We start from the raw sequence: 24,401 nt of genomic DNA, 5'->3' as shown, positions 1-24,401 counted from the left end.
GAATAACATCTTTTTTTGTGTCTTTATTGTCAGTCGTCATCTTCTTCCCCCTTTCCACTTGACTTACTTTTGTAAAATAACGATAGGTAATGAATTTTTGCAGATAAAACTCCTATTTTATTTCAGCATATAGTAAGAAAAATGTCAATTTAACAATTAATTTGTCGTATAGGAAGTGAAATTATCAAAAAAAAGAACCAGCAATAAAATAGCTGGTTCCCTCTTCTTATTCTTCGTCTTCTTGCTCTTCATAGAAGGTATTTAGCATTTCCTCAACCATATCCCATTCCTCGTCGGTTTCAATCGGGATTAATTCACCGTCGCCGCCCTCGTCAGTAGGATTAAAGGCGTAAGCATGAATTTCTGGACCTTCTTCATCCTCTTCGTCCATTGCACCAACTGGAGTAAATAAGACATAAGACTTTTTGAATTCTTCAGATTCAAAGGTAAAAAGCACTTCAAATAATTGCTCATTTCCTTCTTCATCAACGATTGTAATTTGGTTTTCTCCGTGTTCCATTTCTTCACCTCATTAATTTTTGCTATCAAGATAGCCTTGCAGAATCATTACAGCTGCCATTTTATCTATGACTTTTTTACGCTTTTTTCGGCTGACATCCGCTTCAAGCAATACACGTTCAGCAGCCATTGTTGTTAGGCGCTCGTCCCATAAAATAGTCGGCACAGAAAATTGTCTTTCTATTTCCTCAGCATATTGCTTGCTTGCCTCACCGCGCGGTCCAATTGTACCGTTCATATTTTTTGGCAAACCAATGACCACTTTATCTACTTGATACTCTTTTATTAATTGACCAATTTCCTCAAAACCAAACGCCTGTCTTTCTTCATTGATTTTGAGGGTTTTGAGGCCCTGTGCCGTCCACCCCAGTTCATCACTAAGAGCAATTCCAACAGTTTTTGAGCCAACATCTAAACCCAATACGCGCATTCATTAACCCTCTCGTTGCTGTTTTAGATAGGATTTGACTAATTCCTCAATAATTTCGTCCCGTTCAAGCTTGCGAATGATATTACGGGCATCACGATGACGTGGAATGTAGGCAGGGTCTCCTGATAAAAGGTAACCGACTATTTGATTGATAGGGTTATACCCTTTTTCCTTTAGAGCCTCATAGACTTGAAAAAGTACATCGTTAACATCATGTTCAAAGGGCTCTTCCGGAAAATTAAATCTCATCGTTTTGTCAAATGAGCTCATATCATGCACCTCGTTCTTTAAGGAGAGAATTGTATCTGTCTAGCTCCAGCGCCTAGGGGCTCGGGTCATAAGCCCCAGGACAAGGCGCTTCAGCTTTTCTAATTACCTACATTTTACACTAGTTTGTCCGTTTATCAAATGGATTTTACCCATTCGTCAACGAATTGTAAAGCGGATTCAAGTTTTTCAGGATCTTTCCCGCCTGCTTGGGCCATGTCAGGACGACCACCGCCGCCTCCGCCGCATCTCGTTGCTACTTCTTTGATTAGCTTGCCGGCATGATAGCCTTTTTCGATTAAATCCTTCGTTACCGCTGCAATTAAATTAACTTTTCCTTCATGAGCACTGCCTAATACGATAACTGCAGAGCCTAGTTTTTGCTTTAAATCATCTGCCATATTTCTTAAGTTGTTCATATCAGCAGCCTGAACTTTAGCAGCTAACACTTTAACTCCATCTATTTCTTTAACATTAGACACGAGGTTACCAGCTTCAATATTCCCAAGCTTCGCTGCAAGTGATTCGTTTTCACGTTGAAGCTGTTTGATTTCAGTCAATAAACCTTCAATTCTCACAGCGATATCTTTAGGATTAGATTTAAGCTTTTCAGCTGCTTCCTTTAATAAGCCAACTTGTTCATTTAAGGCTTTATAAGCAGATTCGCCTGTAACTGCTTCAATCCGTCTAGTTCCAGCCCCAATTCCGCCTTCTGAAACGATTTTAAATAAGCCAATCACAGAAGTGTTAGGAACATGACAGCCGCCGCAAAGCTCAAGGCTGTAATCGCCAACTTTTACAACACGGACAATATCGCCATATTTTTCACCGAAAAGTGCCATAGCCCCCATTGCTTTTGCTTCAGCAATTGGCTTTAGGCTGATATTGACTTCAATATTACTCCAGACTTTTTCATTAACGATTTTTTCAATTTGCTCCAGTTCCTCCGGTTTAATTTGACCAAAGTGCGAAAAGTCAAAACGAAGGCGGTCTGGTTCAACAAGGGAACCTGCCTGGTTCACATGCTCGCCAAGGACGTCCTTTAATGCTTGATGCAGCAAGTGAGTAGCTGTATGGTTTTTAATAATTTTTACGCGGTTATCCGCATCGACAGCAGCCGTAACTTGATGATTTGTTTTTAATGTACCTGATTTAACGACAACTTGATGCAGGTTTTGACCGTTTGGTGCTTTTTGAACATCTTTTACAAAAACACTTACGCCCTCGCCCTCAATCAGGCCGCGGTCAGCGATTTGTCCGCCGCTTTCAGCATAGAAAGGTGTTACGTCTAAAATAAGCTGTACTTCCTCACCGCTTGCAGCCTCATTTGCAAGTTCACCATTTTTTATAATGGCTAAGACAGAAGAAGTGGTTTGAAGCTGGTCATAACCAACAAACTTGCTTTCTACCGTCACATCGCGCAGTACACCGCCTTGAACCTGCATCGAATCAACATCCGCACGTGCTTTTCGTGCACGTTCCCGCTGCTGCTCCATTTCTACCTCGAAGCCTGCATGATCAACCTTCATACCTTCTTCTTCTGCATATTCTTCAGTTAATTCAACTGGGAAGCCGTAAGTATCATAAAGACGGAAAATGTCTTCACCCGAAATCGTATTGCTTTCTTTAGCTTTTTCCTTTTTAATAACACTTGCTAAAATAGCTAAGCCTTCATGAAGGGTTTCATGGAAACGCTCTTCTTCGTTCTTGATGACTTTTTGGATAAATTCTTCCTTGTCTTTTACTTCAGGGTAAAAATCCTGCATGATTTCCCCGACGACTGGAACCAGTTCAAACATAAATGGACGATTAATATTAATTTGCTTCGCGTAACGGACAGCTCGGCGGAGCAAACGTCTTAATACATAGCCGCGGCCTTCATTTGATGGCAAGGCCCCGTCCCCAATTGCAAAAGCAACGGTACGAATATGGTCTGCGATAACTTTGAAAGCGACGTCACGTTCTTTATCTACACCGTATTTATCACCAGAAATTCCTTCTGTAGCACGGATAATCGGGATAAATAAATCAGTATCAAAATTGGTTGGAACATTTTGAACAACGGATGCCATCCGCTCTAATCCCATTCCAGTATCAATGTTTTTCTTTGGAAGCGGAGTATAACTGCCATCAGGATTATGGTTAAATTGCGAAAATACCAGATTCCAAACCTCAAGGTAGCGTTCATTTTCCCCGCCTGGATATAACTCAGGGTCGCTCGGATCATTTCCATACTCAGGACCGCGATCATAGAAAATTTCCGTATTCGGACCGCTTGGGCCCTCCCCAATATCCCAGAAGTTTCCTTCAAGTCGAATAATACGTTCTTCCGGTACTCCGATCGTTTTATTCCAAATTTCATATGCTTCATTGTCTTCTGGATGGATGGTTACTGATAATAGCTCTGGGTCAAAGCCAATCCATTTTTCAGAGGTTAAAAACTCCCATGCCCATTCTATGGCTTCCCTTTTAAAATACTCACCGATAGAAAAATTTCCAAGCATTTCAAAGAAGGTATGGTGGCGGGCTGTTTTCCCGACATTCTCAATGTCGTTTGTACGAATGGATTTTTGCGCATTTGTAATTCTTGGATTTTCCGGCACGACACGGCCGTCGAAATATTTTTTTAAGGTTGCCACACCGCTGTTAATCCACAATAATGATGGATCATCATGCGGGACAAGTGAAGCACTCGGCTCAACATGGTGTCCTTTTTCTTTGCTAAAAAAATCAAGAAACATTTGGCGGATCTGAGATCCCGTTAAGTTTTTCATAATATAGACCTCCTTATATATGTAAAAAAGAATACAAAAAAGCCCTCATCCCTATAGCAGGGACGAGAGCTATGTCTCGCGGTACCACCCTGATTATGAATACAAAAGCACGTATCCACCTCTCAATAAAGCCTTAACGCGGCTAAAACGGCAGTGGTTAGCTGCACTCTGGACTAGCGTTCTGTCATCCTTCATCTAGAGCTCCTTTCAGCCGGGGAAGCTCCTCTCTTCAGCGCAATTTGCGCTACAGATGGTCTACAACATACTAAGGTCCTTCAACATGTTCATCCAATTATTCTATATCGAATTATATCCACCCAGAAAACGTTTGTCAATTTCTTATGTTGGCGAATCAGGCGTTTCCCGCTGCATAAAATGATTTTTTGCATGAAGGATCGCTACTTTTAGAACAACTAGGATTGGAACTGCTAATATCAATCCTAATATCCCGCCAATTTCTCCTCCTGCCGTTAACGCCACCATGATTAATAAGGGATGCATATGCAGACTTTTCCCAACGATATACGGAGATAAAATATTTCCCTCAAGAAATTGCAATCCAAACACAATGACTAATGTGATAATGACTAGCTTAACTGATGTAGTTGCTGCAATAATAACAGCAGGCACCGCGCCGATTATCGGTCCAAAGTAAGGAATCACATTTGTGGCACCAACTATTAACCCTAATAGCAATGGATATTTTAAATGAAAAATCCAAAATAATAAGGCCGAAATGCTCCCGATAATAATGCAAACCAACAACTGCCCCCTGATATAGCTGCCAAGGGAATCATCGACATCCTTAAGAAAAGCCGTTCCTTTTTTACGCCATTTTTTCGGAGTCAAATACCAAACTGCCCGTTTTATCAAAGGAAAATCCTTTAACATATAAAAAGCAATGAACGGAATAATCATAAAGATTAATGCCGAATTCAAAAAGTTCATTAAAATATTCACAATTACCGTCAAAAGCGAATCCATCTTTTTTTCAAATGCGTCAATACCATCATTTAATTTGGTTTGCAGACCATCGGGCCATGCTCTCGTGTGGGATTGTAAATGATTGATCCAGCCCCGGTATTGCTCCGCAAATACCGGAGCACTTTCTGACAGATCCTTTAATTGGTCGATGATCACTGGAATTCCTTTATAAAGGGCAAAACCGATTCCGCCAAAAAATAGCACATATATTAAAATAATAGCAAGACCACGGTGCAGCCCTTTTTCATGCAATTTTTCTACAATAGGATGAAGTAAATATGTTATGAATCCCGCTATGACAAAGGGGAGAACAATGATTGCAGCCATTCTTACAATCGGCATCCAGACAAAGCTAATTTTTAGAAAAACAAAAATGGCTATTAATAAAAGGAGCAAAAATCCGATTCTATAATACCATTTCATTCGAATGTCCACGTCCACGCCTCCTTTCTTTTAGTTTTGGAGACATTTCAATGGAATATTCAAAATCCCCCTCAAATTTGAGGGGGATTAATTTTAAAACATCGCTCGTTTTACTTTCTTTTGCATTCTTTTCATATTGCGGGCTGACAGCATATTATTTCTTTGGGCGATATTATATGCCGCCATTCCAGCACCAAAGGCAACCATCGTCGTCATCATTTTATTCATACGCCTCACCTCTTTGCTTTATTTAAAGGGTGTAACGACGTTCTTCTTCTTCAAACAAATCATCCAGCGAACTTAGGGATCCGTCTTCTTCGACTTGATGGGTGTTGATTATACCTTTGTTAAGGGAAAGTTCAATAAAACAGTTCCAGCAATAATATTGGTTGATACCAATTTTGCCGATATCCTTGCTTTGACAATTGGGACACTTAAACATGAAAAGACACCTCACGTATGATCTACATCAACGATAATGGCATCCTTTCCGATCGCTAAGGGCTTCCCGGATTGAACCACTTGTTTCCCTTCCGTAATCTCCGAAAAGAAGCCATCCGTGATTTCGTACCCTACGATTGTGCCCACTTCCTCCTGAAAATATACATCTTTTAACATTCCAAGCGACTCACCGCTCTTTGTAAGCATCATCATTCCATCTAGAGAATGTTGATGGGTCAAGGTATATTCAGGGCTCTCTTTCAACTTTTCCAATTCCTCGGCATCCTCAATCATTACCCCATCCCAGCCAAAGGAAGCCACCTTTTGAATATCTAGAAAATAGGAATGTTTGAAGAAAACGCCTTTTTTTACTAAAAGACCATTTACTTTTCCATTGCTGGAAATACAAAGGTCGTGAATTTCGCCAATTTTTGTTCCTTTTTTAGTGTCAAAAACCGGCTGTCCTTTTAATAATGAAAATGTCCGCAAAGAGTGTCCCACCCCCTCTCGAACATTTATAGTTTCAGTCTTTTACCATAAAATCATAAGGGGTAACGTTTTCCATACCCACCATTGGATTGACCAGCATTAGTTCCTCTTCTAACGACATTTCGCTCTCCGCTGCTTTTGAAGCTAAACTGGAATCATTTGCCGGAAGTGTTTCACGAAGCTTTTCGCATAGAGTGGTTTGCCTTTTCGATTCATCCGCTCGTTCCACGCCCATTCTGAGTGCATCTTCTTCACCGCATAATATCAAGGATTGCTTGCTTCTTGTAATCGCTGTATAGATTAAGTTGCGCTGCAGCATCCGGTAATAACTTCTTGTTATTGGAAGGATGACGATAGGAAATTCGCTGCCCTGCGATTTATGGACAGAACAGCAATAAGCAAGGGTAATTTGGCTTAAATCCTGCTTTGTATATTCGACTTCATTGCCTTCAAAGGAAATGTAAATCATATCTTGTTTTTCGGTATTTTCCTTCGCATAAATAATCGAAATAATTTCTCCTATATCGCCATTAAATACATTGCTTTCCGGCTGATTAACAAGCTGAAGCACCTTATCGCCAATTCGATACTTCACTTCACCAAAGGTAATTTCCTTTCTTGTGCCCTCCGAATTCGGATTAAATATTTCCTGCAGCAAAAGATTTAATCGGTCAATTCCTGCCGGTCCCCGATACATAGGGGCTAATACTTGAATATCCTTGGCGGTATAGCCTTTATTTTTTGCATTGATTGCCACCTTTTCAACTACCTGTGAAATCTGGGCTGTTGAACATCTAATAAACGAACGGTCTGGCTTTCGTTCTGTGACATTAGCCGGCAAGTGACCCTTTTTAATGTCATGAGCTAGTTCGATTATAGAGGAGCCTTCTGCCTGGCGGTATATATCGGTTAATCGTACTGTTGGAATTCGTTCCGATTGCAGCAGGTCTTTTAATACTTGACCAGGTCCAACCGATGGGAGCTGATCTTCATCCCCTACTAAAATCACTTGAATATTCTCAGGGAGTGCTTTAAACAATTGATTGGCAAGCCAAATATCGAGCATGGATGTTTCATCGACAATCAGAATTTTCCCTTCAAGAGGACTGTCTTCAGCTCGGTCAAATCCTTCTGAACCGTTAAATCCAAGCAGCCTGTGAATCGTCACCGCTGGAAGCCCTGTTGATTCACTCATCCTTTTAGCTGCTCTGCCAGTTGGTGCGGCCAGCAAAAATGGAAACGGCTCATCCTTTTTATGGTAATCCTTAAGCTCTAATGAACAGCCATGCAACTCGGCATATAACTCGACAATTCCTTTGATGACTGTTGTTTTTCCTGTTCCAGGCCCCCCTGTTAGGATCAACATCGGTGACATTAACGCTGTTTGAATCGCTTCTTTTTGTGTTGGGGCATATTGAACCCCAATCCGCTCCTCTAAGCTTCCCAATGCAAGCAAAAACTCCGATTCCGGAAATTGTTCTCTGTACTCAGTTTGTTTTAGAATGCGATTGATGCTAGTAACAAGTCCCTTTTCCGCAAAAAATAAGGAAGGTAAATATATGCGCTTTTCTTCTCCAATTATTTTTCCTTCTTCTTCAAGCTTGATAATCTCGTTAGAAATATTTATGTAGTCAATTTGATCCCGTTTATTTTCTTCTAAAAGTGCTTTTACCCGCTCAAGCAAATCCTCTGCCTGCATAAAAACATGACCGGTTTGCATACTTTCATTTTCTAGGATATAGAGACAGGCTGCTTTAATTCGGTCAGGATGGCTGCCGGAGATGCCAAGCTGGTAGCCCAATTCGTCCGCTCGGCCAAAACCGATCCCTTCAATATCTTCGACAAGCTGATAAGGATTTTTTTGAATGGTATTTAAGGTTTCTTCTTTATACACCTGATAAATCCGCATCGATAACTGCGGCCCAAAGCCATATTGATTTAAGGCGACCATAACCTGCTCGAGTCCTTGATGCTCCATCAAAGTATCATAAAGCAGCTTAGCCTTATCTGGAGGGAGCTTTGGCACTGAATCTAAGAGTGACGGCTGATTAAGTATTTTCGAAATCGCGTTTTCCCCTAGCGTTTCCACAATGTTTTCGGCCGTCTTTTTTCCAATCCCTTTAAACATTTCGCCGGATAAATAAGCAATCACTCCTTGTTTTGACTGCGGCATATCCTTTCTGAAATGATTAGTTTGAAATTGCAGTCCGAACTTAGGATGATCTTTAAACTCACCGTAGAAAATATAGGTTTCCTGCTCATGGATTTTTGGAAAATAGCCGGTGATAACCGCTTCTTTGTCCTCATACGCATGATTGGTTTCATCAACCCGGATTCTTAAAACCGTATAAAGATTCTGCTCATTGTGAAAAATCGTAACAATTGGTCTGCCCTTCACAAACTTCCCCTGTTCAGCAAATAAATCAAGCGAGTCCTGTTTTTCCATTATGCTCCCTCCCTCCTCTTAAAATTTAATACTTTATTGATTATTTTCAATTAATTTTTTGGCATGACCAGCAAGCATATGGTCTGGTTGAATGTCTAAAGCTTTTTGGAACATTTCTAATGCTTTATCAGCATTTTCTTTAAAGGCATACGATACCCCTAAATTATAGTAAGCATCTGAATGATGAGGATCTAACTCCACACATTTTTCAAATTGAACCATCGACTCATCAATGAGCTCTAACTGGGCTAAACATAAGCCATATTGAAAACGTGCTTCGGCATCGCTTTCATTAAGCTCTACGCTTCTTTGCAAGTAGGGAAGAGCAAACCTTCCTTGGTCTAAACTGACTAGAGTTAATCCCAGCATAAAGAAATTGTCAGCAGACTGAAGTCCTTTTTTCATCGCGGTTTCAAACATATTTTTAGCTTCGTTGAATAAGTCTTTGCTAAAAAGTAAATTACCGATACTATAGTATGCAGCCGCTGCGTTTTCATCTATTTGGATTGCTTTTTGATAGAAGTTTAGAGCTCTTTCATCGTCCCCAACTGCTGAGAGGACGTTACCAAAATTTATATAAGCAATAGGATCTTTAGGGTTTTCTTCAATAGCTTCGTTAAAGGCCTTTGCTGCCTCTTCCCAGTTCCCTTCTTGCATGTACTGTACACCCAATTGGTTTTTATCCATTCCAATCACTCCATTCTAAAGGAAAGTATAACATATTCCGTAAAAAAACCCTGACTCCAGAGCAGGAATCAGGGCCGCTTTTATCCGACGTAGGTCAGACGCTCACCATTTTTATATACTTCGTCAATCGTTCCCCCGCCAAGGCATTCATCACCATTGTAAAAAACAGCAGCCTGTCCAGGTGTGACGGCACGAATTGGTTCATGGAAAATAACTTCTGCCCGGCCCCCTTCCAGTGGACGAACTGTTACCTTATTATCTTCCTGACGATAACGGAATTTTGCCGTACATTCGAATTCTGCCGGTTTTTCCCGATTGGATACCCAGCTGATATTGGCCGCGATTATCGAATCGGAATATAACTTATCGTTATGAAAACCTTGACCAACATACAGAACATTTCTTTTTAAATCCTTCCCGATGGCAAACCAAGGGTCACCCGAACCGCCAATGCCAAGTCCATGACGCTGGCCGATCGTATGATACATTAGCCCTTCATGCTTGCCCTTTACTTCGCCTTCGAATGTTTCCATTTTTCCAGGCTGTGCCGGTAAATATTGTCCTAAGAACTCCTTAAAATTCCGTTCCCCAATGAAACAAATTCCCGTGCTGTCCTTTTTCGTCGCGGTTGCCAGGTTCGCTTCCTTGGCAATTTCCCGTACTCTTGCTTTTTCTAAATTCCCGATTGGAAACATAACTTTACTTAGCTGCTCCTGAGACAACTGATTCAAGAAATACGTTTGGTCCTTGTTTTCATCCAGACCGCGGAGCATTTTGTATTCTCCATCACGATATTCTACCTGTGCATAATGGCCAGTCGCAAGGTAGTCCGCTCCCAACTTCATCGCATGCTCGAGGAAGGCTTTAAATTTGATTTCTTTATTGCACATCACGTCGGGATTAGGTGTTCTTCCCGCCTTATATTCTTCAAGGAAATAGGTAAATACCTTGTCCCAATATTGCTTTTCAAAATTAACGGCATAATACGGAATACCGATTTGATTGCAGACACGAATCACGTCTTCATAGTCTTCTGTCGCTGTACAAACACCGTTTTCATCGGTGTCATCCCAGTTTTTCATGAAAATGCCGATGACATCATAGCCCTGCTGCTTCAATAAAAGCGCTGCTACTGAGGAATCCACCCCTCCGGACATTCCAACAACAACCCGTGTGTCTTTAGGATCTTTTCTTTCCAATTTTAATTCACCTCTCTTTTTGCGGAAGCTTTTGCTGTACATTTATTTTTTCAGACGCGAAACCACCTTAGCCGTTTCTTCCGCAGCCTTTATTACTTCTATCTCTGTTGTGGTAAAGCCAAAGCTGAAACGGATGGAATTGATTAATCGCTCTGATTGTTTGCCAAACATGGCCACCAGGACGTGAGAAGGTTCGATTGAGCCAGCCGTGCAGGCTGATCCGCTCGAAACGGCAATACCTGCTAAATCAAGATTCACCAGCATCGCTTCCACGCTTGTCCCCGGAAAGCTTAAGTTTAATACATGCGGCAGCGAATTTTCAAGCAATCCGTTTACCTCAAACTCGACCTCTAAATCCCGAAGCTTTCGTATAAGGGCTTCTTTTAATCCAAAATACTTATCACGTTTGGTGGAGCGATCTTCATTTGATACGATGACGGCTTCATGAAAGCCAGCAATGGACGCAACATTTTCCGTCCCTGCCCGTCTTTTTCTCTCCTGCTCCCCGCCAAAAATACGAGGGGAAATTTTTACGTCTGCACTTGCAAAAAGAAAGCCCATTCCTTTTGGGCCATTGATTTTATGAGCAGAAACAGATAATAAGTCAATCATGCATTCACGTACATCAATGTCCTCTACTCCATATGCCTGAACCGCATCGGTGTGAAATTTCGCTTGATGGTCTTTTAATAGTTGTCCGATTTCCTTGATTGGCTGAATGGTACCTACCTCGTTATTGCCATACATAACAGAAACCAAGATTGTGTCGTCCCTCAAAGCGGTTCGGAGTTCATCGATCGAAATTCGCCCTGTTTCATCGACAGGTAAATACGTAACCTCAAAGCCCATTTTTTCTAGTTTTCTACAAGCATGAAGAACTGCATGATGTTCAATTTGTGTGGTGATAATATGCTTCCCATTTTTCTGGTAGCTCTCAGCCACACTGAATAAGGCCAAATTATCGGCTTCGGTACCCCCGCTTGTAAAAATAATCTCGTTTTCCTTCGCTCCAATGCTTTTAGCTAAAGCTGCCCGTGCAAGGTCAATATGATGGCGGGCTTCCCTTCCAAAGGAATGAATGCTGGAAGGATTTCCAAAAGTTGAGTTCATGACTTCGAGCATTCTCTCCACAACCCTTGGATGCATAGGAGATGTCGCGGCATGGTCGAGATAGATTCTTTCCATAAATACACCTTCAATCAAAATAATTCTCTATTATTACCATTCACCTTAAATGTAAAACATATAACCTTCTTCTGGTTCTTGATCTTCACTGTGGCTCGCTAAGTCTTCTAATGTCGTATTATCTAAGACGTCTTTAATCGCATCGCGAATACGAATCCACAGCTCACGTTTGGCAGGTTCTTCATCTTCAATTCCCTCTACAGGCGTAATTGGACCTTCAAGGACACGGATAACATCCCCTGCAGTAATTTTTGAAGGAATATCTGAAAGAATATAGCCGCCATAAGCACCCCTAATACTCCTAACTAATCCGGCATTTCGTAATGGAGCAATTAATTGTTCTAAATAATGTTCTGACAGATCATTGGCCTGGGCAATTGTTTTTAAAGAAGTAGGACCTTCACCGTGTTTTTTAGCAAGCTCAATCATAATCGTCAAGCCATAACGTCCCTTTGTTGAAATCTTCATTATTAGCACCCCTATGTTCTATTATCTATATTTAAGAAAATCCTTAGTTAATTGATAGGCATTAAAATTATATCATATTCTTCTTTAATATGCTTTTAGGATAGAAAATGGTATCGTTAAGGTAAGTGATTTCTTATGTTGGAGAGATGAACATGCAGCAAAAACCTTTAGCATTTCGGATGCGTCCCAGAACGATTGAAGAAATTGTCGGCCAGCAGCATCTAGTAGGCGACGGTAAAATTATTGCGAGAATGGTAAAAGCGAAACAGCTGACATCAATGATTTTATATGGACCGCCAGGGATCGGCAAAACCTCGATTGCCAGCGCCATCGCTGGCAGCACGAAATATGCATTTCGAACTTTAAATGCCGTAACCAATAATAAAAAGGACATGGAAATTGTCGCAGCAGAGGCGAAAATGTCCGGGAAAGTAATCCTTCTCCTCGACGAAGTCCATCGTTTAGATAAAGCAAAACAGGATTTTTTATTACCTTACCTGGAAAACGGAATGATTACCTTAATTGGCGCTACAACCAGCAATCCTTATTTTGCGATTAATCCAGCGATCCGCAGCCGATGTCAAATTTTCGAACTCAAGCCGTTAACTCCAGTTGAAATTGGACAGGCGTTGAAACGGGCACTTGAGGATGAAGAACGGGGCTTCGGACGATTAAAGGTGGCGGTTTCTGATGAAGCACTGCAGCATTTTGCTCAGGCATCGGGCGGTGACGTGAGAAGCTCGTTAAACGCACTGGAATTAGCGGTTCTTTCAACAGATAAAGATGCGGAGGATGTAATTCATATCGATGTGGCCACAGCCGAAGAGTGCTTGCAAAAGAAAAGCTTAGTTGCCGATAAAGATGGGGATGAACACTATGATGTCCTCTCGGCTTTTCAAAAATCAATTCGCGGCAGCGACGTCAACGCGGCTCTTCATTATCTTGGGAGGTTAATTGAAGCAGGCGATTTGGTCAGTATAAGCAGGCGGTTGATTGTTATTGCTTATGAGGATGTTGGGCTCGCCAACCCACAAGCGGGAGCAAGGACCTTAGCGGCCATTGAAACGGCAGAACGAATCGGTTTCCCTGAAGCAAGGATTCCCTTAGCAAATGCCGTGATTGAACTGTGCTTGTCACCTAAGTCCAACTCTGCTGTTTTAGCGATTGAAGCAGCCCTTGAAGATATTAGAAAAGGAATCGTCGGCGAAGTACCGGACCATCTGCGTGATGCCCACTATAAAGGCGCAAAAGAGCTTGGCAGAGGAATCGGCTACAAATATCCTCATGACTTTGAAAACGGCTGGGTGCCTCAGCAATACTTACCGGACAGGCTAAAAAATAAACAATACTATCAACCTAAGAAAACTGGGAAATTTGAGCAGGCATTTGCGACTGTTTATGAGAAATTAATGCGAAAATAGGAAAAAAGGTGTCAGGCACTATTGGATCGTGCCTGACACCTTTTTTTGTTAAGCTGCTACGTCACGTTTTTTGAAAACGAAGAAGGCAAAGAACTGGAAGACGACAAAATAGAGCAGCAGCATGAGGATGGAGAAGGTCAACGTCATCCCTTCCACCATTGGCGTGCCTTCGAAATATTGCATTAAATCGGTATTGGCAAATAGGATGTATTTCGCCCAAGCAAATTTCAATGACAATAAAGCTGTGAATTGATCCCCGGTAAATAATAAGAACAGTGATAGACCTATCGCCAGCGAACTATTCCGGAACACAGATGAAATCATAAATGCCATCGTAACTAACATCATCATTTTAATCGAGTTTAGACCGTAATAGATTAATAAGTGAACAACAATATTTTGTTCCGTAACCTGGCCATTATTATAATTCAAATATGGAAGGGCATTCTCTGGCATCCCAAATAAGACAGCTCCCAGCGCCATCGAAAAAACAAACAGAATCCCAAGCATAAACAGGGCAAACATTAAAACGGTTAAATATTTCGAGGTAAGGATTTTCGTCCGATTAATCGGCCTGATTAGCAGCAGTTTAATGGTCCCCCAATTAAATTCACTGGCAACAATTCCAGCAGAGACGATTATGGTAAATAAACCTGCTAAAATAATGAGCTCTGATGCATCTTTGACAAAGGACCAAACATTATATTTTTCATGCGGATTTATATGATGCTTGATTCGATAATCATTGATGGCGATTTCTTTTTGATAAAATTTCTTTTCTATTTTGGTTTGACTTTGATCCATCTGCTTCTTTAATGCATCATTTTCCTGCTGCAAGGTTTGCTCCCAATTTTTATCGACAGCTGCTTTATTGTTATTATCCTGATACTTAAAAAAGATTCCTACTATAATGGTAACGGCAATTAAGATAGCCATCATTACATATGTTCCCGGTCGTTTAAAAATTTTCATCCATTCATTTTTGATTAAATTAAGCATGGGTTGCAGCCTCCTTTTCTTTCGTAACTTCTAGGAAGCGATCCTCTAATGTTTTGGCTATTTCTTTTATCCCAAAAACCTGGATATCCTCATTCACCAATATTTTGACTAATTGAGGAATTTCTTCCTTCGAAACCTCAATGGAGATGCCATTTCGTGATCGGCCTATCCTAATATTAGGATAGGTTGTCTCAATTAGTGCTAATGCCTTATCGCTTGGAAATACCTCTAATTCATACGTGCTTTCGGTACTCTGGACGAATTCCTGAACTAGTTGTACATCAATCAATTTACCGTTTTGAATAATTCCAATTCGGTCGCACATCATTTCCATTTCAGACAGAAGATGGCTAGAGACGATGACGGCCATATTTTTTTCACGGGCCAGCAGGCGGACATAATCGCGGATTTCTCTTATGCCTGCTGGGTCTAATCCGTTTGTTGGCTCATCAAGGATTAAGACTTGGGGGTCATGTAATAGACACTGTGCTAGCCCTAATCTCTGCCGCATCCCAAGTGAATAGGTTTTTACTTTGTCGTTAATCCGGTCGGTTAACCCAACAAGTTCGACTGTTTCGGCTATTTTTTCTTTAGTAATTCCTTTGGTCATTCTGGCATAATGCACCAAATTTTGATAACCGGTTAAAAATTTATACATTTCGGGATTTTCAACGATGGCGCCTACATGTCTAACAGCATCTTCAAATTGGGTTTTAATGCTTGCGCCAGCAATGGTGATATCCCCTGAAGTGATTCCCATCAGGCCGACAATCATCCGAATGGTTGTCGTTTTCCCCGCCCCATTTGGGCCTAAAAAGCCGAAAACCTCACCTTTATTTACTTGGAAGCTAATATTATCAATAATGGTTCTTCCCTTAATTACTTTGGTAACATCTCTTAACTCGACAATTTTTTCCATTTTTTCTCCCCTCTCTATTTGCCAGTTTACCTTATTGAAGAAAATTTTTCCTGTATTAAGGTGTTTTTCTGACTTTATTATATCTAGATTTAGTTGACAGGATAAACGGCTCGAGGATGAATGGGTTATAGGGCTGGAGACTGAGAATGTTAACAAAACGTTCATGCATTATTAACAAAATTATTTTTTATAATGAAATTATGGATTTGAGAGGAAGTGTAATATGTTTTTAAAGTCCCGTTCACCCTCGATTGAATTGAGGATTCTTCGGTCATTAAATACACGGATGTTGTTATCACCCAAGGAAAGGAAGCGGTATTGGAAACTCGAAAAAGGCTATCAGGGAGAGGTGATGTTTGACCAATTAACAGCAACCTTTCATAGTGATAAGTATGTTATCAATGATTTATGCCTTGAGTTTAACAACTCCTTTTTCCAAATCGATACCTTAATCATTTCTCAAGAAACACTTTATCCTTTTGAGGTTAAAAACTTTGAAGGTGACTTTTATTATGATTCAGGTAGTTTCTTTACCATTGGCGATGAAGAAATTCAGAATCCCTTAGATCAATTAAAAAGGAGTAAATTGCTTCTTGGGCCATTAATCAAAAATCTTGGATTTCCTTTTCCCCTAGATGGATATGTCAGCTTTGTAAACCCCAAATTCACCTTATATCAAGCCCCATTAAACTCACCAATTATTTTTCCGACACAGCTTGATAGCTTTATAAAAAAATTTGACCAAATTCCTTCAAAATTAAACGGCCTACATAAAAAGCTCGCGGACCAATTAATTTCAATGCATCTCAATGAAACCCCATATAGCCGGTCAATTTCATATAAATATGAACAACTAAGAAAGGGCATCCTTTGCTTCTTATGCTTTTCATTTATGCATTTGGTTGGTGAAAAGAAATTGGTATGTGAAAAATGTGGGTGCCAGGAAGATGTGGTTTCCGGCGTTTTAAGGAGTGTCGAGGAGATAAAGCTGCTTTTTCCTGATATGAAGATTACAACTAATCTTGTGCATGAGTGGTGTGGGGTGATTAAGTCTAGAAAGAAGATTAGGAGGATCCTAATGGAGAATTGTAATCAAATTGGGTACGGTCGTTGGTTTTACTATGAATAAATTTGATATTTAAACTTACACTATGGTCGTTTAAGGGATCCCCTAAACGGCCTTTTTTATTCTACGTTACCTTTTTTCTTCTCACTTCAGGGTTTTAGGCACGTAGACAAGGTCTACGTTACTTTTTTCTTACTCCCACCGCGATTTCGGGCACGTAGACAAGGTCTACGTTACCTTTTTCTTACTCCCACCCCGATTTCGGGCACGTAGACATGGTCTACGTTACCTTTTTTTACTCCTCCGCCGATTTCGGGCAAGTAGACACGATCTACGTTACCTTTTTCTTACTCCGACTGCGGTTTCGGGCACGTAGACCCGCTCTATGTTAACCTTTTTCCCCTCCAGAAAAAGAAAAAACCCCAAACTATACCAAGTCCAGGGCCCACAACAAGTCTATTTTTCATCCGAAACGCGACTAATTTTGATATTTTTAAGCAATTCTCTCACTACATAGCTTGCCATAATTAAGCCGGCAGCAGATGGTACGAAAGCATTAGAGGAAGGAGGCATCTTCGCCTTACGGATAGCCGCTTGATCATTTCCGACCTCTTTGCGGACATCTTCCCGAATAACGATAGGGCTTTCATCGGAAAAAACAACCGGAATGCCTTTATGGATTCGTTCCTTACGCAGCTTCGTACGAATTACCTTTGCAATTGGATCCGTATGCGTTTTTGAAATATCGGCAATCTGAAAGCGGGTTGGGTCCATTTTATTGGCTGCCCCCATGCTTGAGATAATCGGGATATTTCGCTTCAAGCACTCTTTCATTAAATGGATTTTATACATAATGGTATCCGACGCATCAACCACGAAATCCAGATTATATCCGAAAATATCTTCATAAGTTTCCTCGGTATAAAACATTTTAAGAGCGATGACTTCACAATCAGGATTAATATCCTTAATCCGCTCCTCCATGATTTCAACCTTTGGACGGCCGACAGTTGAAAGAAGGGCGATAAGCTGTCGATTTACGTTGGTAATATCAACGTCGTCTTTATCGATTAACACTAAGCGTCCGACACCAGAACGGGCAAGCGCTTCCGCCGCAAACGAACCGACACCGCCAATACCCAGAACAGCAACGGTGCTGCCCTTCATAATATCTAATCCTTCTTTTCCTATCGCAAGCTCATTACGAGAAAATTGATGCAGCATTTATTTTCACTCCAAATGTAAATTCAATTTATATTTATTTTTTCACCATAAAAATATATCATACCCACTCATAAAAACAAGTATTTTTATAGGAATTATGTAGATACAAAGCAAAAATAAAACCTCCTGCACAATGACAGGAGGTTTGGCACTCATAAGAATAGAAAAGAGTCCCAATGATGCCGTCGCTAATGATCCCTCGTTTTGATCCCGCATTCAGCAGGGGGGTGTCCTGTTCCCGAAATTATAAGTCCCCTAACTCGTCAAAGAGTGAGGCATTTATGCAATCAGGAAACTCCAGACTCCCGAATAAATAATGTTCGGTCAAAACTTCAGGTAACACAACGTACATTTCAGGACTCTTTTGAATTGACTTTATAATACCATATTAAGATTCGTCATTCAAGGTTTCACGAAAGCGAATTCATGCTATTTATTGACATTTAGTGACAAATTTAGTTCTTTTAATTGCGCTTCTGAAACCTCACCTGGTGCATCAGTCAACAAGCAGCTTGCACTTGCTGTCTTTGGAAATGCAATCGTATCACGAAGGTTAGAGCTGCCGGCAAGCAGCATAACCAAACGGTCTAGACCAAGGGCAATTCCGCCATGTGGAGGTGTACCATACTCAAACGCATTTAACAGGAAGCCGAACTGCTCGCGCGCTTCTTCAGAACTAAAGCCAAGGACGCTGAACATTTTCTCTTGGATATGACGTTCGAAAATCCTTAAAGAACCGCCGCCTAGCTCGTAACCATTTAGTACAAGGTCATAAGCCTGAGCACGCACTTTAGAAGGATCTGAATCTAAAAATTCAAGATCTTCTCTAAATGGCATTGTAAACGGATGGTGAGCGGCATAATAACGGCCTTCTTCCTCATCGTACTCCAAAAGCGGCCAGTCAGTAACCCATAGGAAATTAAATAGGCTTTGATCGATTAAACCTAATTCTTTACCAAGCTTCAATCGAAGTGCGCCCAGTGCATCGGCAACAACGCTCTTCTTGTCAGCGACAAACAGCAGCAAATCTCCAGCAGCCGCTTCAAGGGAAGCCAGCAGTGCATTCGCATCCTCTTCTGAGAAGAATTTAGCAATTGGACCTTTCAGGCCTTCAGCATCTACCTTTAACCAAGCAAGACCCTTTGCACCATAAACAGCCACGAATTCAGTTAGGGCATCGATATCCTTTCGGGAATACTTTTCAGCTGCGCCTTTTACATTGATAGCTTTAACTTGACCGCCGCCTGCAACAGCAGCTGCGAACACCTTGAATCCGGAATCCTTAACGATTTCAGAAAGATCAACCAACTCAAGACCAAAACGGGTATCAGGTTTATCAGAACCAAAACGGCTCATCGCTTCGTCATAAGTCATTCGTGGGAACGCAGCCGGAACATCTACACCCTTAACTTCCTTCATCACCCTCGACATCATTTTTTCCATCATAGCAATGATATCCTCTTGGCTTAGGAAGCTCGTTTCAATATCGATTTGTGTAAATTCAGGCTGGCGGTCTGCACGCAGGTCCTCGTCACGGAAGCAGCGGGCGATTTGATAATAGCGCTCTACTCCGCCAACCATTAGCAATTGTTTAAAAAGCTGCGGCGATTGCGGCAATGCATAAAATTCACCAGGATGAACACGGCTTGGCACTAAATAATCACGGGCACCTTCAGGAGTGCTCTTTGTTAAAATCGGCGTTTCAATATCTAAGAATCCTTCACCATCAAGGAAATTACGTATTTCCCTTGTCACCTGATGACGCATTTTCAGTGTTTCAAAAATGACCGGGCGGCGGAAGTCTAAATAACGGTATTTCAGACGTACATCCTCGGAAGCATCAGTTTTATCAGTTATCATAAACGGCGGAGTTTTCGCTTCATTAATAATCGTCACGACTTCCGCTTGGACTTCGATTTTCCCCGTTTTTATGTTCTCATTAATGGTCCCCTCTTCACGAGCAACAACCGTTCCAACAATATCAAGAACATATTCATTACGGATTTTTTCGGCTGCCTCTAAAGCTTCCTTTGACAAATCAGGATTAAAGACAACCTGAACAATTCCTGTACGGTCGCGAAGATCGATAAAAATTAATCCGCCTAGGTCCCGTCTTTTTTGAACCCATCCCTTAAGGGTAACTTTTTCCCCTACTGCTGTTTCTGGAACTTCACCACAAAAATACGATCTGCCAAACATTTCTTAATCCCCCTTATTGTTTTAACCCCTGAAAATATTGAATAAAAGATTCAAGTGCTATTTCTTCTTGTTCTCCTGTAGCCATATTTTTCACATTGATTTTGTTGTTTTTAAGCTCATCGTCACCAAGAATAGCCACATATTTGGCCTTCAAGCGGTCTGCCGACTTGAATTGGGCTTTAATTTTTCGATCTAGATAATCTCTTTCTGCTGAAAAACCAGCGAGACGAAGCTGCTGCAGCAAGCCAACTGAATAATCCTTTGCCTCATCACCAAGTGAAGCCAGGTAACAATCAATGCCTTCATTAATTTCAAGTTCAATTCCTTCTGCCTTAAGAGCAGCAATAAACCGTTCAATACTTAACGCAAAGCCGATTCCTGGTGTTTCCGGACCGCCAATTTCCTCCGCTAAGCCGTTATAGCGGCCGCCGCCGCATAAAGTAGTGATCGCGCCAAAGCCCTCTGCATTGCTCATAATCTCAAAGGCTGTATGGTTGTAGTAATCCAAGCCTCGAACAAGATTGGCATCCACTTCAAATGGAATATCAAGCTGGGTTAAATACTGCTGTAATTTATCAAAATAAGCCTTTGAATAATCATTTAAATATTCAAGAATCGATGGTGCTGATTTCATTAATTCATGATCGTGATCCTGCTTACAATCAAGGATTCGCAAAGGGTTTTTCTCGAGACGGTTTTGGCAGTCACGACAAAACTCGCCGATTCTTGGTTTAAAGTGATTCACTAACGCCTCGCGGTGAGCAGTTCTGCTCTCCTTGTCACCAAGGCTGTTAATAATCAACTTCAGTTTTCGCAGACCCATTTCCTTATACAGATTCATCGCCAGCGATATAACCTCAGCATCAATCGCCGGATCATTGCTTCCAAGCGCCTCTATTCCAAACTGGACGAACTGGCGGAAGCGCCCTGCCTGCGGCCGCTCGTAGCGAAACATTGGTCCCATATAATAAAGCTTCACCGGCTGGTTTGCATAACCAAACATTTTTTTCTCAACAAACGAACGAACCACCGCTGCCGTACCTTCTGGTCTTAATGTAATACTCCGGCCGCCACGGTCTTCAAAGGTATACATTTCCTTTTGAACAATATCAGTCGTATCACCGACTCCACGTAAAAAAAGATCAGTATGTTCAAATATAGGTGTCCGAATTTCTTGGTATTGATATTTTTCACAAAGTTCTCTTGCTTTTTGTTCTATCAGCTGCCATTTCTCAACTTCACCTGGCAGGATGTCCTGTGTTCCTCTTGGAATACTAATTGCCATGGTAGGAACCCTCCTCTATATATAAAAATTAATTATGTAATCTAAAAAACAAAAAACTCCCATCCCTTGTAATAAATACAAGGGACGAGAGTTTATATCCCGCGGTGCCACCCTAGTTGAAGCGACCCAAAAGGGTGTGCTTCCTCTTAAACAGTTAACGCCTGTTACGTTCATCTCCTAATAGAGCCAAGACTTTTTCAGAGAGAAACCTACGGAGTGTTCCTTCATTAAGACACATGCAGAAATGCTTTCAGCCTAAGGCATTTCCTCTCTTTTCATGGGTTAGTTTAATTACTATGCTCCATCATTGGTTATATCCGAGTATGTTTTATATTTATATAATAATACGGAGCATCGCGTGCCTTGTCAAGAGAGTTTTATGATCTCCCCAAAAGTTTTTTTAACTTTCTGACATCACTCATCGTCAACCCGAATTCAGATGCAAGCTCAATGGATGAAGCGTGCTGCTCTTTTTCAATAAAATCATGAAAATCCACCCCAAATAGCCGTCCATTCATGGATTGGATGTTCATTCCTTTGTCACTTGATCTCATGCCAATCACCTCTGCCTTTTCCTTTGATAAGCTTATTATTTCCATCCTTGCGAAAAAATTGCATGGATAAGAGGAATTTCGAGATTTTGTTGGCCAAATTTAACAGTTTAGGAATGATTTTCACTAATTTTTACGGTAAAATAAGGAATTAGACAAGGAGGGGAAGAATGTTCAAAAAGTTTAGTTTACTGCTATTATCTTTAATCCTTTTTTTCGGAGCCTTCCTGCCGCAAGGAAAAAGCAGCGCAGCAAGTGGTTCCATCATTATTTCAAGTGATACAGCCAATATTCGCAGCGGACCGGGATTAAGCTATCCGCTCGTAAAAATCGCAAACCGAGGCGAAAAGTATTCCATTGTCAAAGAAAAGGATGATTGGATCCAAATTCAGCTTTCTTTTGGCAAAACAGGCTGGGTGGTAAATTGGCTTGTTTCAAAAGAAAATGAACAAAAAACAGCTAATGCAGCATCTGCCTCAAATTCCGCAGACACTGTTGCAAAAGCCAATACCGATCAATTAAGGGTTCGTTCCGGACCTGGGACAAGCTTTCAAATTGTCGGATTCTTAAATAAGGGACAGGAAGTTACCATCCTCGATCAAAACGAAAACTGGTATAAAATCACCTCCACCTTTGGCGAAGGTTGGGTTGCTAGAGATTTTTTAGTTATACAAACGGGGCAGCCCGAAAAGAAACCGGAATCGACTACTTCGAAGGGGACTACATCGGGTGTTGTAAATGGTGATACCTTAAACATCCGGAAGGAGCCTTCATCATCAAGCTCGGTCCTTGGAAAACTAACCAAAGGGACAATCGTAACGATTTATGATAAGCAAAAGAGCTGGTATGAGGTGGGATTCGGCAATCTGAAAGGATGGGTCAGCTCCGAGTTCATTGACAAAGGGTCGGACGCATCCAAGGTGGACAAGCCGGCAAAAGCCAACGGTATTACTGGCACTGTAACAGCCAACAGTCTTAGTGTCCGCTCAGTCGCGTCATTGAATGCATCCATTGTTGGCAGTGTTACAAAGGGACAAAGTTTTACCATTTTAGAAGAGAATAATAATTGGGCAAAAATAGAGTATAAGAATGGTAGTTTTGGCTGGGTGGCCGGGTGGTACCTTGAAAAATCATCTGGAAAATCAAGTAGTGGGCAAACATCAGGAAACGATAAAACCATTACCATTCTGCAAGACGGTACTAATATCCGTAAAGAAGCAAATGTACAGTCTGACGTGCTTCAACGCGCCAATGAAGGAGAATCCTTTTCAGTTGTCAGCGTTAAGAATGATTGGTATGAAATTAAACTTAAAAATGGAAAATCCGGTTACGTTGCCGGCTGGATCGTTTCTACAAACGGTTCTGCACCGAGGATTGAGAAGTCCGGCGCAGATGGCTATTTAAAAAATAAAACCATTGTACTGGACCCTGGTCATGGCGGCGGTGATAACGGAACAACTGGAGCGAGCGGCACACTGGAGAAGAACCTTACCCTTCGAACGGCTCGCCTTTTATATGATAAGTTATCAGCCGCTGGTGCGAATGTCTATATGACCCGAAATACTGATTCCTATCTTACACTCCCGTCAAGGGTGAGCTTAGCAAGTGCGAACCGTGCAGATGCCTTTATCAGTTTGCATTATGATAGCAATTTAGACCGCAGCGTCCGCGGTATGACTGGCTATTATTATCATTCCTATCAAAAATCCCTGGCAGATACGATTTTCGCTTCCACCATCGCGCAAACTAAATTATCCAACCGTGGGGTACGCTTTGGTGATTTCCATGTTATTCGGGAAAATAGCCAAAAAGCGACTTTGATTGAGCTTGGCTATTTAAGCAACCCAGAGGAAGAAATGACGCTAAATTCCGGAGCGTTCCAGGAAAACGCTGCATCGGGTTTGTATGATGGACTAGCTCGATTTTTTAAAGAGAATTAAAAAGGCTAGGCACTTTTCATTAAGTGCCAAGCCTTTTTTTATGCTTTACTTTCAACGATTAAGGTAACTGGACCGTCATTTGTGAGTGAGACATCCATCATCGCCCCAAACACGCCTGTTTCAACCTTAACTCCTTTTTCACGAAGCATAGTGTTAAATACTTCGTAAAGCTGGACAGCCTGCTTCGGCCTTGCCGCATCCATAAAGTTAGGTCTTCTTCCTTTTCGGCAATCTCCATAAAGCGTAAATTGAGAGACAGAAAGAATTTCTCCGCCTACATCAAGAAGGGAAAAATTCATTTTTCCCGCTTCATCTTCAAAGATTCTAAGGTTTACAATTTTATCGGCCAAATAAGCTGCATCTTCTTCCCTGTCCTCATGGGTAATGCCAACAAGGAGGACAAAGCCTTTTGTAATTTGCCCAGTAATTTCGCCATTAACGGTTACTTGGGCAGCTTTACTTCGCTGTACTACAACTCGCATTTT

General features: G+C 41.3%; 23 protein-coding genes, 1 other RNA gene and 1 other annotated feature. Of the genes, 3 read left to right on the top strand and 21 right to left on the bottom strand.

Features of this window, described 5'->3' with window-relative positions; genetic code table 11:
* Positions 1-226 precede the first annotated feature (226 nt).
* From V7161_RS09030 to cymR, 13 genes are all read right to left on the bottom strand, one after another.
* The gene (locus tag V7161_RS09030) at positions 227-520 is read right to left on the bottom strand and encodes a DUF1292 domain-containing protein (protein WP_223591243.1); all 294 of its coding nucleotides are present in this window, start codon (positions 518-520) and stop codon (positions 227-229) included.
* 12 nt (positions 521-532) lie between these two features.
* Complete coding sequence (gene ruvX, locus V7161_RS09025) at positions 533-949, bottom strand: Holliday junction resolvase RuvX (RefSeq protein WP_335444248.1); 417 nt, start codon at positions 947-949, stop codon at positions 533-535.
* 3 nt (positions 950-952) lie between these two features.
* Positions 953-1,219 carry an IreB family regulatory phosphoprotein gene (locus V7161_RS09020; RefSeq protein WP_066311816.1) on the bottom strand — a complete coding sequence of 89 codons (267 nt, stop codon included), beginning with the start codon at positions 1,217-1,219 and terminating at the stop codon, positions 953-955.
* Positions 1,220-1,353: 134 nt separating this feature from the next.
* Positions 1,354-3,990: an alanine--tRNA ligase gene (gene alaS, locus V7161_RS09015; protein ID WP_335444246.1), complete on the bottom strand. Its 2,637-nt coding sequence runs from the start codon at positions 3,988-3,990 to the stop codon at positions 1,354-1,356.
* 339 nt (positions 3,991-4,329) lie between these two features.
* Positions 4,330-5,409, bottom strand: coding sequence for an AI-2E family transporter (locus V7161_RS09010; RefSeq protein WP_335444244.1), 1,080 nt, complete (start codon positions 5,407-5,409; stop codon positions 4,330-4,332).
* Positions 5,410-5,490: 81 nt separating this feature from the next.
* The gene (locus tag V7161_RS09005) at positions 5,491-5,625 is read right to left on the bottom strand and encodes a YrzQ family protein (protein ID WP_289988099.1); all 135 of its coding nucleotides are present in this window, start codon (positions 5,623-5,625) and stop codon (positions 5,491-5,493) included.
* A 22-nt stretch (positions 5,626-5,647) separates the two neighbouring features.
* On the bottom strand, positions 5,648-5,839 hold the full coding sequence (locus tag V7161_RS09000) for a hypothetical protein (protein WP_223591237.1): 192 nt from the start codon (positions 5,837-5,839) through the stop codon (positions 5,648-5,650).
* An 11-nt stretch (positions 5,840-5,850) separates the two neighbouring features.
* Positions 5,851-6,327 (bottom strand): PRC-barrel domain-containing protein, encoded by a 477-nt coding sequence (locus tag V7161_RS08995; RefSeq protein WP_335444242.1) that lies wholly within the window; start codon positions 6,325-6,327, stop codon positions 5,851-5,853.
* 34 nt (positions 6,328-6,361) lie between these two features.
* Complete coding sequence (gene recD2, locus V7161_RS08990) at positions 6,362-8,773, bottom strand: SF1B family DNA helicase RecD2 (protein WP_335444240.1); 2,412 nt, start codon at positions 8,771-8,773, stop codon at positions 6,362-6,364.
* A gap of 33 nt (positions 8,774-8,806) precedes the next feature.
* Positions 8,807-9,460 (bottom strand): tetratricopeptide repeat protein, encoded by a 654-nt coding sequence (locus V7161_RS08985; protein ID WP_335444238.1) that lies wholly within the window; start codon positions 9,458-9,460, stop codon positions 8,807-8,809.
* An 80-nt stretch (positions 9,461-9,540) separates the two neighbouring features.
* Positions 9,541-10,701, bottom strand: a complete 1,161-nt coding sequence (gene mnmA / locus V7161_RS08980; protein WP_335444236.1) for a tRNA 2-thiouridine(34) synthase MnmA — start codon at positions 10,699-10,701, stop codon at positions 9,541-9,543.
* The gene (locus V7161_RS08975) at positions 10,702-11,844 is read right to left on the bottom strand and encodes a cysteine desulfurase family protein (RefSeq protein ID WP_335444233.1); all 1,143 of its coding nucleotides are present in this window, start codon (positions 11,842-11,844) and stop codon (positions 10,702-10,704) included. It abuts the gene before it with no gap.
* A 45-nt stretch (positions 11,845-11,889) separates the two neighbouring features.
* A complete protein-coding gene (gene cymR, locus V7161_RS08970) occupies positions 11,890-12,312 on the bottom strand; it encodes a cysteine metabolism transcriptional regulator CymR (protein WP_335444231.1) in 423 nt (140 codons plus the stop codon).
* 152 nt (positions 12,313-12,464) lie between these two features.
* On the opposite strand from cymR, the gene V7161_RS08965 reads away from it, so the two are divergent.
* Entirely contained in the window at positions 12,465-13,733 is a 1,269-nt protein-coding gene (locus V7161_RS08965; RefSeq protein ID WP_335444228.1) for a replication-associated recombination protein A, read from the top strand.
* 48 nt (positions 13,734-13,781) lie between these two features.
* Here V7161_RS08965 and V7161_RS08960 read toward each other — a convergent pair whose 3' ends face one another.
* Together V7161_RS08960 and V7161_RS08955 are read right to left on the bottom strand one after the other, a co-directional pair.
* Positions 13,782-14,732, bottom strand: coding sequence for an ABC transporter permease (locus tag V7161_RS08960; protein WP_335444225.1), 951 nt, complete (start codon positions 14,730-14,732; stop codon positions 13,782-13,784).
* Entirely contained in the window at positions 14,725-15,651 is a 927-nt protein-coding gene (locus V7161_RS08955; RefSeq protein WP_335444222.1) for an ABC transporter ATP-binding protein, read from the bottom strand. Before V7161_RS08955 ends, V7161_RS08960 begins: the two co-directional genes overlap by 8 nt.
* 223 nt (positions 15,652-15,874) lie before the next feature.
* On the opposite strand from V7161_RS08955, the gene V7161_RS08950 reads away from it, so the two are divergent.
* On the top strand, positions 15,875-16,780 hold the full coding sequence (locus tag V7161_RS08950) for a nuclease-related domain-containing protein (protein ID WP_335444219.1): 906 nt from the start codon (positions 15,875-15,877) through the stop codon (positions 16,778-16,780).
* 393 nt (positions 16,781-17,173) lie between these two features.
* On the opposite strand, the gene V7161_RS08945 is transcribed toward V7161_RS08950, so the two are convergent.
* The 5 genes from V7161_RS08945 to V7161_RS08925 form a co-directional block, all read right to left on the bottom strand.
* The gene (locus V7161_RS08945; protein ID WP_223591219.1) at positions 17,174-17,941 is read right to left on the bottom strand and encodes a tRNA threonylcarbamoyladenosine dehydratase; all 768 of its coding nucleotides are present in this window, start codon (positions 17,939-17,941) and stop codon (positions 17,174-17,176) included.
* Between the two features lie 166 nt (positions 17,942-18,107).
* Positions 18,108-18,304: non-coding RNA, 6S RNA (ssrS, locus tag V7161_RS08940), on the bottom strand.
* Between the two features lie 66 nt (positions 18,305-18,370).
* Positions 18,371-20,140 (bottom strand): aspartate--tRNA ligase, encoded by a 1,770-nt coding sequence (aspS, locus tag V7161_RS08935; protein WP_335444217.1) that lies wholly within the window; start codon positions 20,138-20,140, stop codon positions 18,371-18,373.
* A gap of 13 nt (positions 20,141-20,153) precedes the next feature.
* Positions 20,154-21,425: a histidine--tRNA ligase gene (gene hisS / locus V7161_RS08930; protein ID WP_335444215.1), complete on the bottom strand. Its 1,272-nt coding sequence runs from the start codon at positions 21,423-21,425 to the stop codon at positions 20,154-20,156.
* A 77-nt stretch (positions 21,426-21,502) separates the two neighbouring features.
* Positions 21,503-21,742: a binding site (T-box leader), on the bottom strand.
* A 60-nt stretch (positions 21,743-21,802) separates the two neighbouring features.
* Entirely contained in the window at positions 21,803-21,979 is a 177-nt protein-coding gene (locus tag V7161_RS08925) for a hypothetical protein (protein WP_335444213.1), read from the bottom strand.
* 167 nt (positions 21,980-22,146) lie between these two features.
* On the opposite strand from V7161_RS08925, the gene V7161_RS08920 reads away from it, so the two are divergent.
* Positions 22,147-23,916: an SH3 domain-containing protein gene (locus V7161_RS08920; RefSeq protein WP_335444211.1), complete on the top strand. Its 1,770-nt coding sequence runs from the start codon at positions 22,147-22,149 to the stop codon at positions 23,914-23,916.
* 38 nt (positions 23,917-23,954) lie between these two features.
* On the opposite strand, the gene dtd is transcribed toward V7161_RS08920, so the two are convergent.
* On the bottom strand, positions 23,955-24,398 hold the full coding sequence (gene dtd / locus V7161_RS08915) for a D-aminoacyl-tRNA deacylase (RefSeq protein ID WP_223591210.1): 444 nt from the start codon (positions 24,396-24,398) through the stop codon (positions 23,955-23,957).
* Between the last annotated feature and the right edge of the window lie 3 nt (positions 24,399-24,401).

This window comes from Neobacillus drentensis, assembly GCF_036965425.1.
GTDB classification, from domain to species: Bacteria; Bacillota; Bacilli; order Bacillales; family Cytobacillaceae; genus Neobacillus; species Neobacillus drentensis_F.
This window is presented reverse-complemented; position numbering and strand designations above follow the sequence as displayed.